Consider the following 16,338-nt stretch of genomic DNA (forward strand, 5'->3'; position numbering starts at 1 on the left):
TGGCTATGTATTTTGGTTGAATTACGATTAATTCAGATGAAAACTTGGTTTATCTTCTTCTAGAGAAAGAATTTTAGTGATTTTTTTAAGCAATACATCCATTTGGAAAGGTTTTGATAAAAAATCATCCTGACCATAATTTAGGGTTGTAAAATCTTTTGGATCATATAAGCCGGAAATCAACAGAATTGGAATTTTCGATGTGCTTTCTATTGATTTTAACTGTTCACATAAAACACGTCCGTCAATATGGCCAAGAGAGATATCAAGTAAAATTAAATCTGGATTAAAACTCTCGATCCTGTTAAAAACTTCTTCGCCATCATTAAGTGCCGAAACCTTAAAACCTCCGATTTCCAGTATCAATTGTATGGTTTCTAAAACCTCAATATCATCATCTACTACCAGTATTCTCTTCATATGTGTGAGCAATTTGTATGCTGTTAAAATAATAACAAAAGTTTGTGTTGTTATGTTTACAATCTTAAGAATATTTTAACAATAAATTTATAATTGCCGAAAAAATAGATTTCTAATTTAACTTGCCTGTTGTACTATACCTTCTTTATTCAGGATAAAATTGAATAGTTCTTCGATTGGTTTTTGCAGAATTTTTCCGGGCTCAATACCATTTTCAATTAATACAGAAATTAATGTTTCCTGGTAATAATATGCAATAGAACCAACAAAATGGCAGGGAACATTTTTATGTTTAGGGTAATCTTTAACATTGGTATCAACAAACTCCTGAAAGCCTGTTTTTAAAATTTCCTGAATAAATGGGTGGTCTTTATGGTTGGCCATAAAACGGCTAAAGCCTGCTAAATATATATTCGGAAAAGGTTTTTGGTATACGTTTGTGATAATCTGCTCTTTTTCTGCTGGAAAGGTTTTTTTAAACTCTGCTGCTAAATTAGGAGGCGATCTTGTTGTAAAGATAACTGAGCAGTACCTTTTTTCCGAAAAAAGTACCCGAACCTTCGTCGCCTAGCACGTAACCTAAACCATGGTGACCGTCGTGAATTTTCTTTCCATCGAAATAACAAATGTTCGAACCGGTACCCAAAATACAGTTTAAACCCTCGGCGTTACCGCAAGTGGCATAAACTGAACCTAAAAGATCGTGATCTACAGAGATAAAGGCATTTTCGAAAACAGCTGATAAGCCATTCGAAACCACTTCATGTTTATCTGGCGAAGAACAGCCGGCACCAAAAAAATAAATTTCCTTTACTTCTTCTGCGTATTGGAACAATGATTCATTTTTAGAAATCAGTTTGGTAATTTCTTGCTCACTTAAGAAATAAGGGTTTATTCCAGGCGTGCTAAATTTAATGGTTTCGCCATTATGATAGCCCATCCAATCGGTTTTTGATGAGCCACTATCTGCAACAAGTATCATGGGATTAAATATAAAAATTAATTGTAGAATTTCAAGATTGCAATAATTTCTTTACTTCTATTAAACCTTTGCATCAAGTAAATTTGTGCTTCCAATTGGAAATAATGACGAACAGAGAATCTATATGGTATGACTTTTTTCGCGTAGATTTTAGGATATATCTGCAAATTATTTAGTGTGCAGAAGGAATAGCTCTGGCTGCATCTTTTATATAGCGGATTACGCTTTTTATTTCGCAATCGCTTAAATTATCCATTTTAGAACCCTTAAATGTTCCACTTTTACTATACCAACCTTTGTGCTTTTTTGTAAAAGCATAATCAATCAGTTTTAAGCTATCCATACTAGATATTTCTTGGAAAGTAAAAATATTTTTATCCATTCTATCGCCATAAGGGACATGGCAGTTATGGCAACCCAAGTTGGAAACTATTCGATGAGCATCGTATTTATAATATTTGCAGGTATCAGCTTTTTTTTTCTTAACATCCTCATTATTTTTTATCTTATTTGAACAGGCAAGAACCAATGTGAGGACTAGATTACCTGCAATTAGCTTTATTATATTTGAAACCATATCAATTATTGAGAAGGTGCAGCAATATCTCTTCCAGTATCTTTTATGTAGCGGATTACGCTTTTTATTTGGCAATCATTCAAGGTATCCATAATATTTGTTTTAAATGCCCCGTTTTTACTATATGAACCTTGATGTTTTTTAGTGAATACATAATCAACAAGTTTTAAACTATCCATATTAGCTAATCCGCGGAACGTCGGCCAACCTCTATCATCTTTTATTTCTATATCTGGAGATAAATGGCAGGATTTACAACTAAGATTTGATATAATTTGATGTGCATCATAAGCTTGATATTTACAGGTATCCTTAAGCTTTTTATTAACGATGACAGCATTAGCATTATGTTCAGACTGATTATTACATGATATAATCATAAGCATTAATAAACTACCTAAGCTTAGCTTTTTTATATTTAAAACCATATTCGTTATTGGCTTGACATTGGGATATCTCTGCCAAAATCTTTTATATAACGAATTACGCTTTTTATTTCGCAATCGCTTAATGTATCCATTTTTGCCGCTTTGTACGGCCCAACCTTACTAAACCATCCTTTGTGTTTTTTTGTAAATACATAATTTATAAGTTTCAAGCTGTCCATAGCAGCTAAGCCTCGAAATGTTGGCCAGCCTCTATCATCTTTAATTTGAAGATTAGGTGATAAATGACAAAATTTACAGCTAAGATTTGACACAATTTGACCAGCATCGTATCTGTAATAGCGACAAGTGTCAATTGATTTTATTTGAGTTATGCTATTAATTTTCTTTGGTGAGTTCTTGCAAGCATAGAATGAAAGAACCAATAAGCTACCTAAACTTAGCTTTATTATATTTGAAACCATATTCGTTATTGGCTTGACATTGGGATATCTCTGCCGAAATCTTTTATATAACGAATTACACTTTTTATTTCGCAATCGCTTAATGTATCCATTTTTGCGTCGTTATATGGACCAGTCTTACTAAACCAGCCTTTGTGCTTTTTTTCAAAAGTATAAGTTACAAGCTTTAGGCTATCCATTTTTGCTAAATCATTAAAAGTGGCCCATCCACGGTCATCTTTTTGCTCAGGTGAAATTCTTAAGTGACAGTTCCAACAACCAAGATTAGAGACAATTTGGTGAGCATCGTATGCGGAGTATCTACAGTTATCAATCACTTTTTTTGTGACAGCTACATTTTTAGTCTTTTTAGGTTTAGTTGTGCACGATAGAATTGAAATTAGCAATAAACTAACGAAACTTAGCTTTATTATATTTGAACCCATTGGTTGAATCGTTTAAAAATCTTTTTAATCGGTATATTGTATTCAAGTTAATGTTTGAATAATTATTTTTCGTCATATTATCAATCTCACCTAAGATATATTGCATCATATCTCCCTTTTCTGTATCCGTTATTTCATTGCCAATATTATTTCCAAGATGATACATTAATCTGCTTTTCTTGCTATTATCTTCAATGTCACGTAAACTCAGAGTGTGAAAAAATTCATGAACGCCAACATGCTTGTTTTTTTGCCAGTAATCATAACATACTATCGCCGGACCACCAGTTCCATTCGTGAGTCCCGCTGAAATATGTTTCATTCCATATTGATCAGTAAATTGATAACCAATACTATCTACAATAGCCAACACAAAATCATTTCCCTTTAGCTGGCTTAACATATTAATTTGTATTACGTTTACCATAAAGTTAAAGTTATAGCGCAGGGAATAAGTATGGTTTTTATGAAAATCGAATGTCTTTTTTATAGTGTTAAATTTAAAAAAACGTATCCCGCTTTTATACCCACCGCCTCTTAACTTATTCGAAATTACCTGTTGGGTAAAAGTCATCAGGCTATTTAAGTTTGGTGCGCCATTAGTGGTGAGATCTAAAACTTTCAGGGTAATGGTAAAATCGCCATATAAGCTGAGTTCGCCACTGCCATTATCGCTAATCCGCAGGTTTTTAGCAACTATGCCGCCGGTTAAAGGTTGGTTTTGCAGCATTGCAAAACGCATTCGAAAATAATTTATTATGCCGTTTTCCATAGTATAAACAATAATGCCTCAACAGGGAATTGGGCGTAAAAATTTTTAGTTATCATTTATTGATGTAGGGCAACAATAAATGGTTTTTATAACTAAGAGTTAAATTACAAATAAAAACGGGAAAACACGAATAATAACTTTGCTAATCTATAAAGCAAAATAGGTTGATGATTGATTTAGGAATAAGCAATTCTTGATTAAATTAATTGCCCAAATTTATATTTCCACTGATTTCTTTCAATGTAGTTTCGGCTATTTTGGCCTGGTATTGCATTTCTATAAAACGGTTTTGCGCATCAATGGCGTTGCGCTGTGCTTCTCTGAGTTCTAAAGGTGCAATGCTGCCCAATCGGTATTTTGCTAAAGTGATATCCAGGTTTTCTTTAGCAATATCTACATTTCGCTGCTCCAGTTTAATCAGGTCGAGGTAGGTAGTGTAATTTTGATAGGCGGTAAGCAATTGCGAATTAACATCAAGCTTTGTTTTGTTTAATGTAAGTGTCGAATTATCAATTTCAATCTTCGCATTGCGTTCTTGTTGTCGCTGTAAAAACCCGTTAAAAAGATTTAAACTTGCAGTAACGCCATAAGTAAAACCGTTTGCTGCAAACTTTTGGTTAAAGCCAGTTGGGCTGGTACTGTTTGCCCTGCTGTAGCCAGAATTTAAACTGATAGAAGGATACCTTGCGCCGCGTACTGATTTTAAGGTTAATGAGGCAATACGCTGATTGATAAATGCATTTTGAACATTTGGATTCTGTTGCTCAGCCATTTCTGCCATTTTAGAAAACAAAATGCCTTTGTCAACATCAATTGTATTTTCTACTGAGAAGGCAGTGCTGATATCCCTCACCATTAATTGGTTTAAGCGAACTTTAGCTACTTGTAAAGCATTTTTAGTTTGCAGATAGTTTGAGGTATCTGTATTATAATCAACCTGCGCGGTCAAAACATCCAGTTTAGAACCACGGCCAAGTTGTAATTTAGTTTTTGCAATATTAGTACGCAATACCGAAACATCCATCGCACTATCGGCCGCAATAACCAGCTGTTGTTGCCTTACAATATCATAGTAAGCGGTAATTACATCAGCTACGGTGGTTAAAATGGTTAAACGTGCATTTAATTCGCCTTGTTTTTGCAGTTCTTTTAATCGGTCATAATTGGCAAACATGCTAAAGCCATCAAAAATGGTCCAGTTTAAATCGGCACCATAACTATTGTTGGTGCTTTTTGCTCCGGTTATTACACGGTCGGCACCAGTGGCTGGTGTTTGTCGCGTATTTTGTATACTTCCACCATTGGTATAACTACCAGTTAAATTAGGCAGCATACCAGCATTTCCAATATTGGCATTGTTTTTTGCAATATCTGTCTGGTTTTTGCTGATCTTAATATCGTAATTGTTTTGTAAAGCAACTGTAATGGCTTCCTGCAGGCTCAGCTTTTCTTGTGCAAAGCCCGAAAGGGATAAGCTTAACAGCAGGATAAATACTTTTAATTTCTTGCTCATCTTATTCTTCTGTATGTAAAGCTTCTTGTTCAAAACGATGGGCTTCTTTTAATTCTTTATTCGGTTTATATGGTTTTGCCCAGTAAGAGTAAATTGCAGGGATAACAAATAGGGTTAAAACCAATGAGAATAATGTACCACCAACAATTACGGTTCCCATACTCATTCTGCTTTTTGCGGCAGCACCTAAAGCAAGTGCAATAGGCAAGGCACCGATTGCAATGGCCAAACTCGTCATTAAAATTGGCCGTAAACGCGAAACAGCAGCTTCGCGAATAGCTTCGGGGATAGGAATACCCTGTTCTTTTAACTGGTTGGCAAATTCGACGATTAAAATACCGTTTTTGGTTACCAAACCAATAAGCATGATGGTACCAATCTGACTAAAAATATTCCAACTTTGCCCACATAACCAGAGGGATAAAAATGCACCTGCAACGGCCATTGGTACGGTTAATATGATGATAATTGGATCTTTAAAACTTTCAAACTGTGCCGAAAGAATTAAATAAACAAGTAAAAGTGCTAAACCGAATGCAAAAAAGGTATTTGAAGAACTTTCTTTAAAATCTCTCGATTCTCCACTTAAATCGGTAGAAAAGGTTTCATCCAATACTTTTTTGGCAATCGCATCCATCGCATCTATACCTTCACCAATACTTTTACCCGGTGCTAAACCAGCAGAAACAGTAGCGGCAATAAAACGGTTATTCCTGTACAATTGTGGCGGACTGCTTTCTTCCTTGGCCGTTACTACGTTATCGAGCTGAACGAGTTCGCCTTTATCATTACGCACATAAACAGAACTTAAATCGAGCGGATCTTTTCGATCTCCACGATCAAACTGTCCGATTACCTGATATTGTTTCCCGTTCATAAAAAAGTAAGAAAAACGTTGACCGCTTAACCCTAGATTTAAAGTTTGTGCAATGGCTGATATGGAAACCCCTAAATTTTTAGCCTTATCACGATCAATGGTTAAATTAATTTCAGGTTTGTTAAATTTAAGGTTCACATCCGACACGGTAAAAGTTGGATCTTTCGAAACCGCATCCATAAACAATGGAATTTTCTCCCTTAACTTTTCGAAATTTTGCGCCTGGATGATGTAACTGATCGGTAAGCCACCCCTACGACCAACCGAGATTGTAGGTTGCTGGTTAACAATGGTTTTACCTTCAGTATACTTTTTTGTAATCCTGGTCAGCATGTCAGCAATATCCTTTTGTGATCTCACACGGTCTTCAGGATCGGTTAAACCCATTCTTACAAAACCGGAGTTTACAGATCCCGAGCCACCAAAACCGGGTGAGGTAATGGTAATGTTTACATTTTTTTCAGGAACAGAATCAATCACCAATTGGTTCAGTTTCATGATAAACTTATCGGTATACGCAAAAGATGCGCCTTCTGGCGTAGTGGCATTGATGTTTATGGCACTCCTATCATCATATGGAGCGGTTTCTTTTGGTAAAACCTTCCAGAATAAGAATATTAAGCCCATACAAACCAATATAATCGGAATCGATAACCACCTTTTATCTAAAAATTTATTCAGGTTTGATTCGTAAGCATCATTTAATTTTACGAAATAAGGTTCTGTCCAATTGTAAAACCTTGACGGCTTGTGCCCGCCTTTTTTCATCAGGTAGGCATTTAACATTGGCGTTAAGGTAAGTGATACAAAAGCCGAAACCAACACTGCTGCGCCTATTACTACGCCAAACTCCCTAAATAACCGGCCAACAAAACCCTGCAAGAAAATTACCGGCAAAAATACTGCGGCAAGTGTAATGGAGATGGATATTACGGCAAAAAAGATCTCGTTCGAGCCTTTAATGGCCGCTTCAAATGGCGACATTCCTTCTTCTACTTTTTTAAAGATATTTTCGGTAACCACAATACCATCATCAACCACCAAACCAGTTGCCAGTACAATGGCGAGTAAACTCAATACGTTAATCGAAAATCCGAAAGCGTACATGATGAAGAAAGTGAAAACCAATGATACCGGAATATCAATTAATGGCCTGAATGCAATTGCCCAATCCCTAAAAAACAGGTAAATAATTAAAATTACAAGTACCAGCGATAAACCAATGGTTTCTGCAACTTCGGTAACAGAGCGTTTAATAAAAAGTGTATTGTCTAATGCAACCTTTAGCTTAATATCCTGCGGGATATCTGCTTTTAATTTATCAAAGCGGTTGTAAAATTCTTTACTGATATCAAGATAATTTGCTCCGGGCTGGGGGATAATGGCAATTGCCACCATCGGCCTGCCCGATTCGCGTAAAATGGTTTCTTCGTTTTCTGGCCCTAAAACTGCATATCCAACATCTTTTAATTTAATTACCTGGTTGCTGTCTGTTTTTAAAATCAGGTTGTTAAATTCACTTTCGTTAGTCAGTTTTCCTAAAGTTTTAACGGTTAACTCAGTGGTTGCACCAGTGATTTTTCCGGATGGAAGCTCAACATTTTCATTATCTAAAGCGGTTACAATATCCTGAGAGGTTAAACCGTAAGCACTTAATTTATTTGGGTCCATCCAAATCCGCATGGCATATTTTCGCTGACCCTGAATTTGTACGCTACTTACGCCTGGGATGGTTTGTATCCGATCGGCAATTACGTTTTCAGCAAAATCACTTAATTCCAGGGTGTTGCGTTTGTCGCTCTGTATCGTCATTGATAAAATCGGATCAGAGTTGGCATCAGCCTTGCTTACTACCGGTAAACCATCGATATCTTTAGGTAAAGTACGCGCAGCCTGCGATACTTTATCCCGTACATCGTTCGCTGCCTCTTCAATATTTTTATCAAGATTAAACTCTATGGTAATATTACTCGTGCCCTGGTTACTGGATGATGAAATGTTTCTGATTCCATCAATTGAATTGATCGATTTTTCTAATGGCTCGGTAATCTGCGATTCGATAATATCGGAGTTTGCACCTGGGTAAGATGTTCTTACCGAAACCACCGTAGGATCAATGGATGGATACTCGCGAACACCCAAAAAGGTATAACCAATTATTCCGAAAAGAACAATCAGTAAGTTCATCACAATGGCCAAAACCGGCCTTTTTATACTCGTGGTTGAGATACTCATAATTACTGCTTAACCAAATGAACTTTTACAGGAGCATCTTTTTTAGTGCCATCGATCCGGTAGTTAAAACGGTATCGCCAACTTTTAATCCTGAGGTAATTACAATATCTTCATCAGTACGGGTTCCGGCTTCTACCTTAACCTCCTGTGCTTTGCCATTCTTTTGAATGTAAACAATTTTACCCTTTAAAACCGGAACAACAGCTTCATTCGGGATAAGAATGGCATTTTGAAGCGTATTTAAAGCCAGTTTAATCTTGGCAAATGAGCCTGGTAACAGTGCATTATCTGCGTTCGGAGCCAAGGCCCTAATTTGTAATGTTCTGGTAGCGGCATTAATTCCTGGTTCTATCGCATAAACCTTTCCCTTGTTTTCTTTAGAAGATCCATCGGTGGTGAAAGTAATTTCAGAGTTTATTTTAATCTGTCCGGCATATTTCTCAGGAACTGAAAAAGTAACTTTAACGGGGTTTGTGCTTACCAAATTCGCAATAACGGTTGCTGGAGTTAAATAGGTTCCTGCTGATATACTGCGTAAACCCACTCTGCCTGTAAAAGGTGCCCTAATGGTGGTTTTAGCCAATTGAGCCCTGATTAATTGCGATTGTGCCTGCAACGATTTTAGATCGGCCAGCGAAGTGTCGTATTCTTCCTGACTGATTGCGCCCTTGGCCAATAACTGTTTCGCCCTGTTTTCATTCGTGCCAGATAATTTTTGCTTCGTTAGCGCATCCTGTAATTGAGCCTGTATATCTCTGTCGTTTACTTTAACCAGTACGCTTCCTTTTGATACCGTTGTGCCTTCCTTAAAAAAGATCCCGGTAACCAAACCAGAAACTTCACTTTTTAATACCACAGATTCGTTTGCATCAATGGCACCCGTAACCTCAAGGTCGTTATCAAACGATGTTGCTTTTACTACAATACCATCTACCACAAGCGGAGCCGATTTTCCATCTTTACCTCCGGCCTTGCCTTTTCCTGCCCCTGCAGCTGCACCGCCGCCTTTCCCTTCGAGTTTTTTGTTTGCGTTAATCCTGTAATATACCAGATAGGCCAAGCCTATTGCTAAAACAGCATAGATAATATACCTTTTCTTCATGTTTATATTTGTGTCGTGCGTATTCCGAACATTAAAATAAGATTAATGTTCTGGAATTAGAGGGTAAAAATATTCAAATAGTTTAGTCCTAAATTTGTTGTATTAAGGATGTTACAGCTTTTCCGTTTGGCTTTACAGTTTTAGTTTGGTGTTAATCCGTTGGCTGATACAATGTAATTGCTGTTTATATCCCCGTAACTAAGTTAGAGATGAGAAAGCAAATTGATTATTTAGGATTAAGTTGGCTAAAAAATCATTAACCATCTGCTATGTACGCATCTGACGGAAACAACTATTTTACACCACATTTAGCTATTTTATTCTAAAACCTCACCAATAAATATAAATTTGCAGCAAAACAAGTGAATATGTTTAATAAAAAATCAATTTTAAGTTTAGTTTTACTACTAACGTGTATTATGGCAGCTAAGGCGCAAGTTAAAATAGGCTTCGAGGTTTCTTTTAAAGAGCCGCAAGCACATTATGCAGAAGTTCAGATGAATATATCTGGCTTGGCAAAGGATTACGTAGATGTAAAAATGCCTGTTTGGACACCCGGTTCTTATCTTGTGCGTGAGTTTGAAAAAAGTGTTGAAGAATTTAAGGCCACCGCTGGAGGAAGAACCGTTAAGGTAGAAAAAGTAAGAAAAAATACCTGGAGAATTTTCTCTGCAAAAGCAGCAAATATCCAGATCAATTACCGTGTTTATGCATTCGAAATTTCTGTGCGTACACCTTTTATAGATGAATCTCATGCTTTTTTATCACCAACAGGAATTTTTATGCATCCTGACGGGATGATTAAATCGCCTAGCACCGTAAAAATTATTCCTTTTAATACCTGGAGTAAAGTTTCTACCGGTTTAACGCCTGTTGCTGGTGAGCAATTTACTTATAAGGCTACAGATTTTGATATCCTTTACGATAGCCCAATCGAAGTAGGCAACCAGGATATTTTTGAATTTACAGCTTCTGGCGTTCGCCATGAAGTAGCCATGTATGGTGGTGGTAATTATGATAAAGAAAAACTTAAAGTAGATATGGCCAAAATTGTCGATCAGGAAACGGCAGTTTATGGCGAAAATCCAAATAAATACTATCTTTTCATTGTGCATAATTTTTTAAGAGGTGGCGGCGGTTTAGAACATTTAAACTCTACAACCTTAGGTGCAACCAGAGATGCATACAGCACTGCAGAAGGTTATAAAGGTTTTTTAAGCCTGGTAGCACATGAATACCATCACCTTTGGAACGTTAAACGTTTACGCCCGGTGGCATTGGGTCCGTTTGATTACGACAATGAGAATTATACCACCAACCTTTGGGTAGCCGAAGGTTTTACCTCATATTACGAAAATAAATACGTGCACAGGGCTGGTTTTACCGATGTAAATGAGTTTTTGAAAGATCTGGCTGGTGGTGTTGCAACCGTATTAAATACACCTGGTGCCAAATACCAATCGGCAGCTGCTTCTAGCTACGATGCCTGGATAATAGGCTACCGCCCGAATGAGAACTCTAAAAACAATTCTATTTCTTACTATAACAAAGGAGAGGTAATTGGAATTTTAATGGACCTCGAAATCATCAATGCCACAAAAGGTGCTAAAAGTTTGGATGATGTAATGAAAGCAATGTATCTGCAATGCAAAACGCTTAAACGTGGTTATACCGATGCAGAATTTAAAGCAATGGTAGAAAAAATATCAGGGATCAGCTTTACCAATTTCTGGGCTAAATATGTAAATGGCGTGGATGATGCCGAATATGTAAAATACTTCGGTTATGCTGGTGTTGATGTTTCTACCGAAAATGCAACCCCTGGTAAACCGGTTACAGGAGCTTCGGGCCAGTTAACAAATGATGGTCTGGCAATTTCCTCAACAACAAGGAATTCTGCCGCATGGATTAGCGGTTTAAATGTGAATGATGTAGTGCTTACTTTAGATGGTACCTCACTAAGCGATGCACTAGCTACCGTTAGGTTAAAAAGTCCGTTAATTTCTTTGGATGTAATTCCTTTGGTTGCCAAAAAGAATATTGGTGATGTATTAAAACTAAAGGTTAAACGCGATGGACTTGAAAAAGAAATTTCTTTAACCTTAAAAGAAAATCCTAGTGTGCGTTTAAAAGCCACTGTTAACGAAAATGCAACTCCGGCACAAAAGGCTGTGTTAAAAAAATGGACAGGGGTTTAATCAATTTACTGTTAAAAGTTTTCAATTTGCAGTTAACTTAAACCCCACAAAAAAATCCCGTAAGATGAATTTCTTACGGGATTTCTTATGTAACGCTTTACGCTCCGCGCCATGCGCTATACCTAGAAAGTGTATCTAAATCCTAAACCAAAACGGCCAGCATTAAAGTCGCTATCATTGTCGCCAAGGTAAAGTCTTGGTCTCCAGTCTAAAGCCAATGCCAAAGGCGCACCGCTAAATTTGTAATCTAAACCAACCATTGGAACCAAATAAAAGCTAGAACCGCCATCATACAATTGAACAGATGGACCACCACCTAAATACCAGTCTAAACCTTTAGCTCCAGGGATTGAAGAATTGTATTGTAAAAAACCCTGAATAATAGTAGAGTTTCCACCAAATAAAACCTCGCCTTGAATAGCAGCTTTACGACTAAAATGATGTCTTACCGAAGGACCAACCAATGTGGCACCATCTCCAAAATCAATACCTAAACCAAGTCCGGTTTTGTAGTTTTGAGCTTTAACGGTTGTTGTAGTAAGGGCAAACAATGCAATGCATCCTAAAATTGTAAATAACTTTTTCATATTTTATATGTTTTGTAAATAATTATCAGCCTAACAACTTTAATGCCGTTTATGTTTTTTAGGTCAAAATCTAAAATCAGAAAAACAATGCTTGCATAGTAATTTTGTAATTGCTAAGTTTATTTAATTTTATTTTATAAAGCTTAATGCTTGCGTTTTTATACATCACGAGGTATTATTTTCATAAAAGAAGCATATAGATATCAATCTTTATGTTTGATTTTTTAACTTAACCAAATATTATACTATTCATATGGCGGCAGAAATTAAACGGGTTTTTGATCTTTTGAAATATAGCCTCGAAAATCCTAAGCAAGAGTTCATCAGCGGAAAAGTTAATGGAAAATGGATAAATTATAGTACAGCCGATTTTTGTAATGCTGTTGATAACCTTAGTCGTGGGTTAATTAAACAAGGCATAAGCAAAGGCGGTAGGGTAGCGGTAATGTCGCACAACAGACCCGAATGGAACATTGCCGATTTTGCTGCAAACCAGATTGGTGCCTATCAGATTCCGCTTTATCCAACGCTTGCCGAACACGATATCGAATTTATATTAAAAGATGCGGAGATTTCGATCATTTTCGTTGCAGATGAAGAATTGTATAAAAAGATTAAACCCTGCGCTGAGGCAATAAACCCAGGCATCAAAATTTATAGTTTTAATGAAATTAAAGAGGCTGAAAATTGGAATGTACTGATAGATGCAGGCAAGGCAAGTTTAGATATTAATTTAGATGAATACCGCAATAATGTAGCCCCAGAAGATATTTTAACTTTAATTTATACTTCCGGTACCACCGGCACGCCAAAAGGGGTAATGTTAACACACAATAACCTGGTGGCAAATTTTGTAAACTCTGCTGTGGTAATGCCCGAAGGTGTTAAAAAAGGATTGAGTTTTTTGCCCCTTTCGCACATTTTCGAAAGGATGATTATTTATCTGTACCTTTTTAACTATACCGGGATATATTATGCCGAAAGTATGGATACCATTGTGGCCGATATACAGCACGTTAAACCAAATGCATTTTCTACCGTTCCGCGTTTGCTTGAAAAAGTTTACGATAAGATTATGGAGAAAGGCAAGGCACTAACAGGAATTAAAAAAGGAATATTCTTCTGGTCTGTAGCTTTAGCCGAAAAATACACCATTGATGCCGGAGCCTGGTATAATTTTAAATTAAGCATTGCCCGCAAACTTGTTTTTAAAAAATGGCAGGAAGCGCTGGGTGGCGAAATTGTAGTCATTGTATCAGGAGGAGCAGCACTAAATCCGCGTTTGGCCAGGATTTTCTGGGCAGCAGGCATGCCGGTTTTCGAAGGTTATGGATTAACAGAAACCTCGCCCGTAATTACTGTTAACCATTTTGGCGGTACCATGTTCGGATCGGTAGGAGAGGTAATTAAAGGTGTAGAAGTTAAAATTGCTCAAGATGGTGAGGTTTTAACCCGTGGGCACCAGGTAATGAAAGGTTATTATAACCGGCCCGATTTAACAAATGAGGCTGTAGATAACGAAGGTTGGTTCCATACCGGAGATATTGGCGAATTGGTTGAAGGCCGCTATTTAAGAATTACCGACCGTAAAAAAGAAATGTTTAAAACAGCCGGTGGCAAATATGTTGCGCCGCAAATCCTGGAGAATAAATATAAAGAATCAATCTTTATCGAACAGATTATGGTATTGGGCGAAAACAGGAAATTTCCTTCGGCACTGATTGTTCCCAACTTTGAAACCCTAAAAACCTGGGCAGGTAAAAAAGGCATTGCCTTTACCACTAACGAAGAAATTATTAAAAATGAACAAGTGCTTACCAAATACAATGAAGTAATAGAAGCTGCAAATGTTGGTTTTGGTAAATGGGAACAAGTGAAAAGATTTGCACTGTTGCCAAAAGAGTGGAGTATTGATGGCGGTGAACTAACCCCGAAGTTAAGTTTAAAAAGAAAAGTAATTACCGAGAAAAACAATGCGGTAATAGAAAAAATATATAAAGATGCAGAAAACTACAAAGCCCCTCAATAAACTTAAAAAATCTTTAATCTACCTAAGCAGTGTGGTGCTGTTGGCTGGTTGTGCTACCGGCCAATTGGGTAAAAACAATAGTGGCGAATACAAAAATGGTATGGTGGTTTCTGCCCATCCCGAAGCTTCACAGGTAGGTATCGAGATTTTAAAAAAGGGAGGTAATGCAGTTGATGCTGCGGTGGCAGTGCAATTTGCGCTTGCCGTAGTGTATCCCAATGCCGGTAATATTGGGGGTGGTGGTTTTATGGTATACCGTGGGGCCAATGGAGAAATTAATGCATTGGATTTTCGTGAAAAGGCTGCTGCTTCTGCCAATAGAGATATGTATCTTGATGCTGCGGGTAACCCCATTGTAGATAAAAGCCTCTACGGCCATTTAGCAGCCGGTGTTCCGGGTTCAGTTGATGGAATGGTAGAAGCGCACAAAAAGTATGGTAAATTATCATGGGCACAAGTGTTGCAGCCTGCTATAGATTTGGCACAAAATGGCTTCAAAATCACCAAAAGGCAAGCAGAAGAACTGAATAGCCTGCACCGGAAATTTATGGAATTTAATCCTAATGGTACTGCTTTTGTTAATTTAGAAAGTACCTGGCAGGAAAATGGAATAATGGTGCAAACAGAACTGGCCAATACCTTAAAACTGATTCAGGAAAAAGGACGTGCGGGTTTTTATGAGGGAGCTGTTGCCGATTCAGTTGTGGCAGAAATGCAGCGTGGTAAAGGGCTTATCACCAAAACCGACTTAAAAAACTACCATTCTGCCTGGCGCAAACCCATTACCGGAAATTATAGGGGTTATAAAATTATTACCATGCCGCCAACATCTAGCGGTGGTATTGCGCTAATTCAATTGCTGCAATCTGTAGAGCCTTTTCCACTAAAAAGATGGGGGCACAATGCTGATTCTACCGTACAGGTAATTGTAGAGGCCGAAAGAAGGGTATATGCCGATCGGGCCACACACCTGGGCGATCCGGATTTTTATGCCGTTCCACAACAGCAAATGTTAAGCGCCGAATACAATAAAAGTCGCATGGCAAATTTTAACTGGGCAGCAGCAACACCGAGCAGCGCAGTACTGGCTGGCGAAATAAAAGGGGCAGAACACGAAGAAACCACACATTTTTCTATTGTAGATCATGATGGAAATGCGGTTTCAATTACAACCACCTTAAACGGCTCTTATGGATCGTTAGTTGCGGTAAAAGGTGCAGGATTTCTACTTAATAACGAAATGGACGATTTTTCCGTTAAACCAGGCGCACCAAATATGTATGGTTTAGTTGGCGGAGAAGCCAATGCCATTGCCCCAAATAAAAGAATGTTAAGCTCAATGACTCCCAGTATTGTAGAAAAAGACGGACATTTATTTATGGTTGTGGGTACACCCGGCGGATCGACCATTATTACCTCTGTATTTCAAACAATTATTAATGTAATAGATTTCTATATGTCTATGCAAGCGGCAGTTGCTGCTAAAAAATTCCATCACCAATGGTTGCCTGATGAAGTTTATTTAGAACCAGATGCATTGGATAGTTTAAGTGTACAGAAATTGAGGGCCAAAGGTTATAAACTTGAGGTAAGAGGCCCTATAGGAAGGGTAGACGCAATTTTGAAAAACAAATGGGGCAATTATCAGGGGGGTGCCGATCCACGTGGCGACGATAAAGCAATAGGCTATTAGTGTTGAAAAGTTGATAAGTATTTTTACAAGTGTGTATTTTTGGTATGGCTATTGTAAAGGAAGGGCAACGCTTATTCA

15 protein-coding genes are annotated in these 16,338 nt (G+C 37.4%); 3 read left to right on the forward strand and 12 right to left on the reverse strand.

The window, feature by feature from the left end:
• Positions 1-27: 27 nt before the first annotated feature.
• From AC0IWE_RS24140 to AC0IWE_RS24190, 11 genes are all read right to left on the reverse strand, one after another.
• Positions 28-420 carry a response regulator gene (locus tag AC0IWE_RS24140; RefSeq protein WP_055903245.1) on the reverse strand — a complete coding sequence of 131 codons (393 nt, stop codon included), beginning with the start codon at positions 418-420 and terminating at the stop codon, positions 28-30.
• 117 nt (positions 421-537) lie between these two features.
• Positions 538-804 (reverse strand): hypothetical protein, encoded by a 267-nt coding sequence (locus AC0IWE_RS24145; RefSeq protein WP_471795058.1) that lies wholly within the window; start codon positions 802-804, stop codon positions 538-540.
• Between the two features lie 109 nt (positions 805-913).
• On the reverse strand, positions 914-1,402 hold the full coding sequence (locus AC0IWE_RS24150) for a hypothetical protein (protein ID WP_471795059.1): 489 nt from the start codon (positions 1,400-1,402) through the stop codon (positions 914-916).
• 172 nt (positions 1,403-1,574) lie between these two features.
• A complete protein-coding gene (locus tag AC0IWE_RS24155; protein WP_471795060.1) occupies positions 1,575-1,979 on the reverse strand; it encodes a hypothetical protein in 405 nt (134 codons plus the stop codon).
• Between the two features lie 5 nt (positions 1,980-1,984).
• Positions 1,985-2,407, reverse strand: coding sequence for a hypothetical protein (locus AC0IWE_RS24160; protein ID WP_471795061.1), 423 nt, complete (start codon positions 2,405-2,407; stop codon positions 1,985-1,987).
• 5 nt (positions 2,408-2,412) lie between these two features.
• Positions 2,413-2,829: a hypothetical protein gene (locus AC0IWE_RS24165; RefSeq protein ID WP_471795062.1), complete on the reverse strand. Its 417-nt coding sequence runs from the start codon at positions 2,827-2,829 to the stop codon at positions 2,413-2,415.
• Positions 2,830-2,834: 5 nt separating this feature from the next.
• Positions 2,835-3,254, reverse strand: a complete 420-nt coding sequence (locus AC0IWE_RS24170) for a hypothetical protein (protein ID WP_471795063.1) — start codon at positions 3,252-3,254, stop codon at positions 2,835-2,837.
• Positions 3,220-4,026 (reverse strand): hypothetical protein, encoded by an 807-nt coding sequence (locus AC0IWE_RS24175; RefSeq protein WP_471795064.1) that lies wholly within the window; start codon positions 4,024-4,026, stop codon positions 3,220-3,222. The genes AC0IWE_RS24170 and AC0IWE_RS24175 overlap by 35 nt, the downstream gene beginning before the upstream one ends.
• A gap of 202 nt (positions 4,027-4,228) precedes the next feature.
• Positions 4,229-5,539, reverse strand: a complete 1,311-nt coding sequence (locus AC0IWE_RS24180) for a TolC family protein (RefSeq protein WP_471795065.1) — start codon at positions 5,537-5,539, stop codon at positions 4,229-4,231.
• 1 nt (position 5,540) lies between these two features.
• Complete coding sequence (locus AC0IWE_RS24185) at positions 5,541-8,651, reverse strand: efflux RND transporter permease subunit (protein WP_471795066.1); 3,111 nt, start codon at positions 8,649-8,651, stop codon at positions 5,541-5,543.
• A gap of 25 nt (positions 8,652-8,676) precedes the next feature.
• Positions 8,677-9,753 (reverse strand): efflux RND transporter periplasmic adaptor subunit, encoded by a 1,077-nt coding sequence (locus AC0IWE_RS24190; RefSeq protein ID WP_471795067.1) that lies wholly within the window; start codon positions 9,751-9,753, stop codon positions 8,677-8,679.
• A gap of 419 nt (positions 9,754-10,172) precedes the next feature.
• On the opposite strand from AC0IWE_RS24190, the gene AC0IWE_RS24195 reads away from it, so the two are divergent.
• Entirely contained in the window at positions 10,173-11,951 is a 1,779-nt protein-coding gene (locus tag AC0IWE_RS24195) for a M61 family metallopeptidase (protein WP_471795068.1), read from the forward strand.
• A gap of 122 nt (positions 11,952-12,073) precedes the next feature.
• Here AC0IWE_RS24195 and AC0IWE_RS24200 read toward each other — a convergent pair whose 3' ends face one another.
• Complete coding sequence (locus AC0IWE_RS24200) at positions 12,074-12,538, reverse strand: hypothetical protein (protein ID WP_055903231.1); 465 nt, start codon at positions 12,536-12,538, stop codon at positions 12,074-12,076.
• Between the two features lie 253 nt (positions 12,539-12,791).
• Here AC0IWE_RS24200 and AC0IWE_RS24205 point away from each other — a divergent pair, with 253 nt between their 5' ends.
• Together AC0IWE_RS24205 and ggt are read left to right on the forward strand one after the other, a co-directional pair.
• Complete coding sequence (locus AC0IWE_RS24205; protein ID WP_471795069.1) at positions 12,792-14,567, forward strand: AMP-dependent synthetase/ligase; 1,776 nt, start codon at positions 12,792-12,794, stop codon at positions 14,565-14,567.
• Positions 14,539-16,260, forward strand: a complete 1,722-nt coding sequence (gene ggt, locus AC0IWE_RS24210) for a gamma-glutamyltransferase (protein ID WP_471795070.1) — start codon at positions 14,539-14,541, stop codon at positions 16,258-16,260. Before AC0IWE_RS24205 ends, ggt begins: the two co-directional genes overlap by 29 nt.
• The last annotated feature ends 78 nt before the right edge of the window (positions 16,261-16,338 follow it).

The organism is Pedobacter sp. AC402 (genome assembly GCF_979252805.1).

Coding starts and splice junctions, on each gene's coding strand:
- AC0IWE_RS24165 (WP_471795062.1), bottom strand. CDS start 2,829: ATGGTTTCAAATATAATAAAGCTAAGTTTAGGTAGCTTATTGGTTCTT.
- AC0IWE_RS24190 (WP_471795067.1), bottom strand. CDS start 9,753: ATGAAGAAAAGGTATATTATCTATGCTGTTTTAGCAATAGGCTTGGCC.
- ggt (WP_471795070.1), top strand. CDS start 14,539: ATGCAGAAAACTACAAAGCCCCTCAATAAACTTAAAAAATCTTTAATC.
- AC0IWE_RS24175 (WP_471795064.1), bottom strand. CDS start 4,026: ATGGAAAACGGCATAATAAATTATTTTCGAATGCGTTTTGCAATGCTG.
- AC0IWE_RS24185 (WP_471795066.1), bottom strand. CDS start 8,651: ATGAGTATCTCAACCACGAGTATAAAAAGGCCGGTTTTGGCCATTGTG.
- AC0IWE_RS24200 (WP_055903231.1), bottom strand. CDS start 12,538: ATGAAAAAGTTATTTACAATTTTAGGATGCATTGCATTGTTTGCCCTT.
- AC0IWE_RS24155 (WP_471795060.1), bottom strand. CDS start 1,979: ATGGTTTCAAATATAATAAAGCTAATTGCAGGTAATCTAGTCCTCACA.
- AC0IWE_RS24180 (WP_471795065.1), bottom strand. CDS start 5,539: ATGAGCAAGAAATTAAAAGTATTTATCCTGCTGTTAAGCTTATCCCTT.
- AC0IWE_RS24205 (WP_471795069.1), top strand. CDS start 12,792: ATGGCGGCAGAAATTAAACGGGTTTTTGATCTTTTGAAATATAGCCTC.
- AC0IWE_RS24140 (WP_055903245.1), bottom strand. CDS start 420: ATGAAGAGAATACTGGTAGTAGATGATGATATTGAGGTTTTAGAAACC.
- AC0IWE_RS24170 (WP_471795063.1), bottom strand. CDS start 3,254: ATGGGTTCAAATATAATAAAGCTAAGTTTCGTTAGTTTATTGCTAATT.
- AC0IWE_RS24195 (WP_471795068.1), top strand. CDS start 10,173: ATGGCAGCTAAGGCGCAAGTTAAAATAGGCTTCGAGGTTTCTTTTAAA.
- AC0IWE_RS24160 (WP_471795061.1), bottom strand. CDS start 2,407: ATGGTTTTAAATATAAAAAAGCTAAGCTTAGGTAGTTTATTAATGCTT.
- AC0IWE_RS24145 (WP_471795058.1), bottom strand. CDS start 804: ATGGCCAACCATAAAGACCACCCATTTATTCAGGAAATTTTAAAAACA.
- AC0IWE_RS24150 (WP_471795059.1), bottom strand. CDS start 1,402: ATGATACTTGTTGCAGATAGTGGCTCATCAAAAACCGATTGGATGGGC.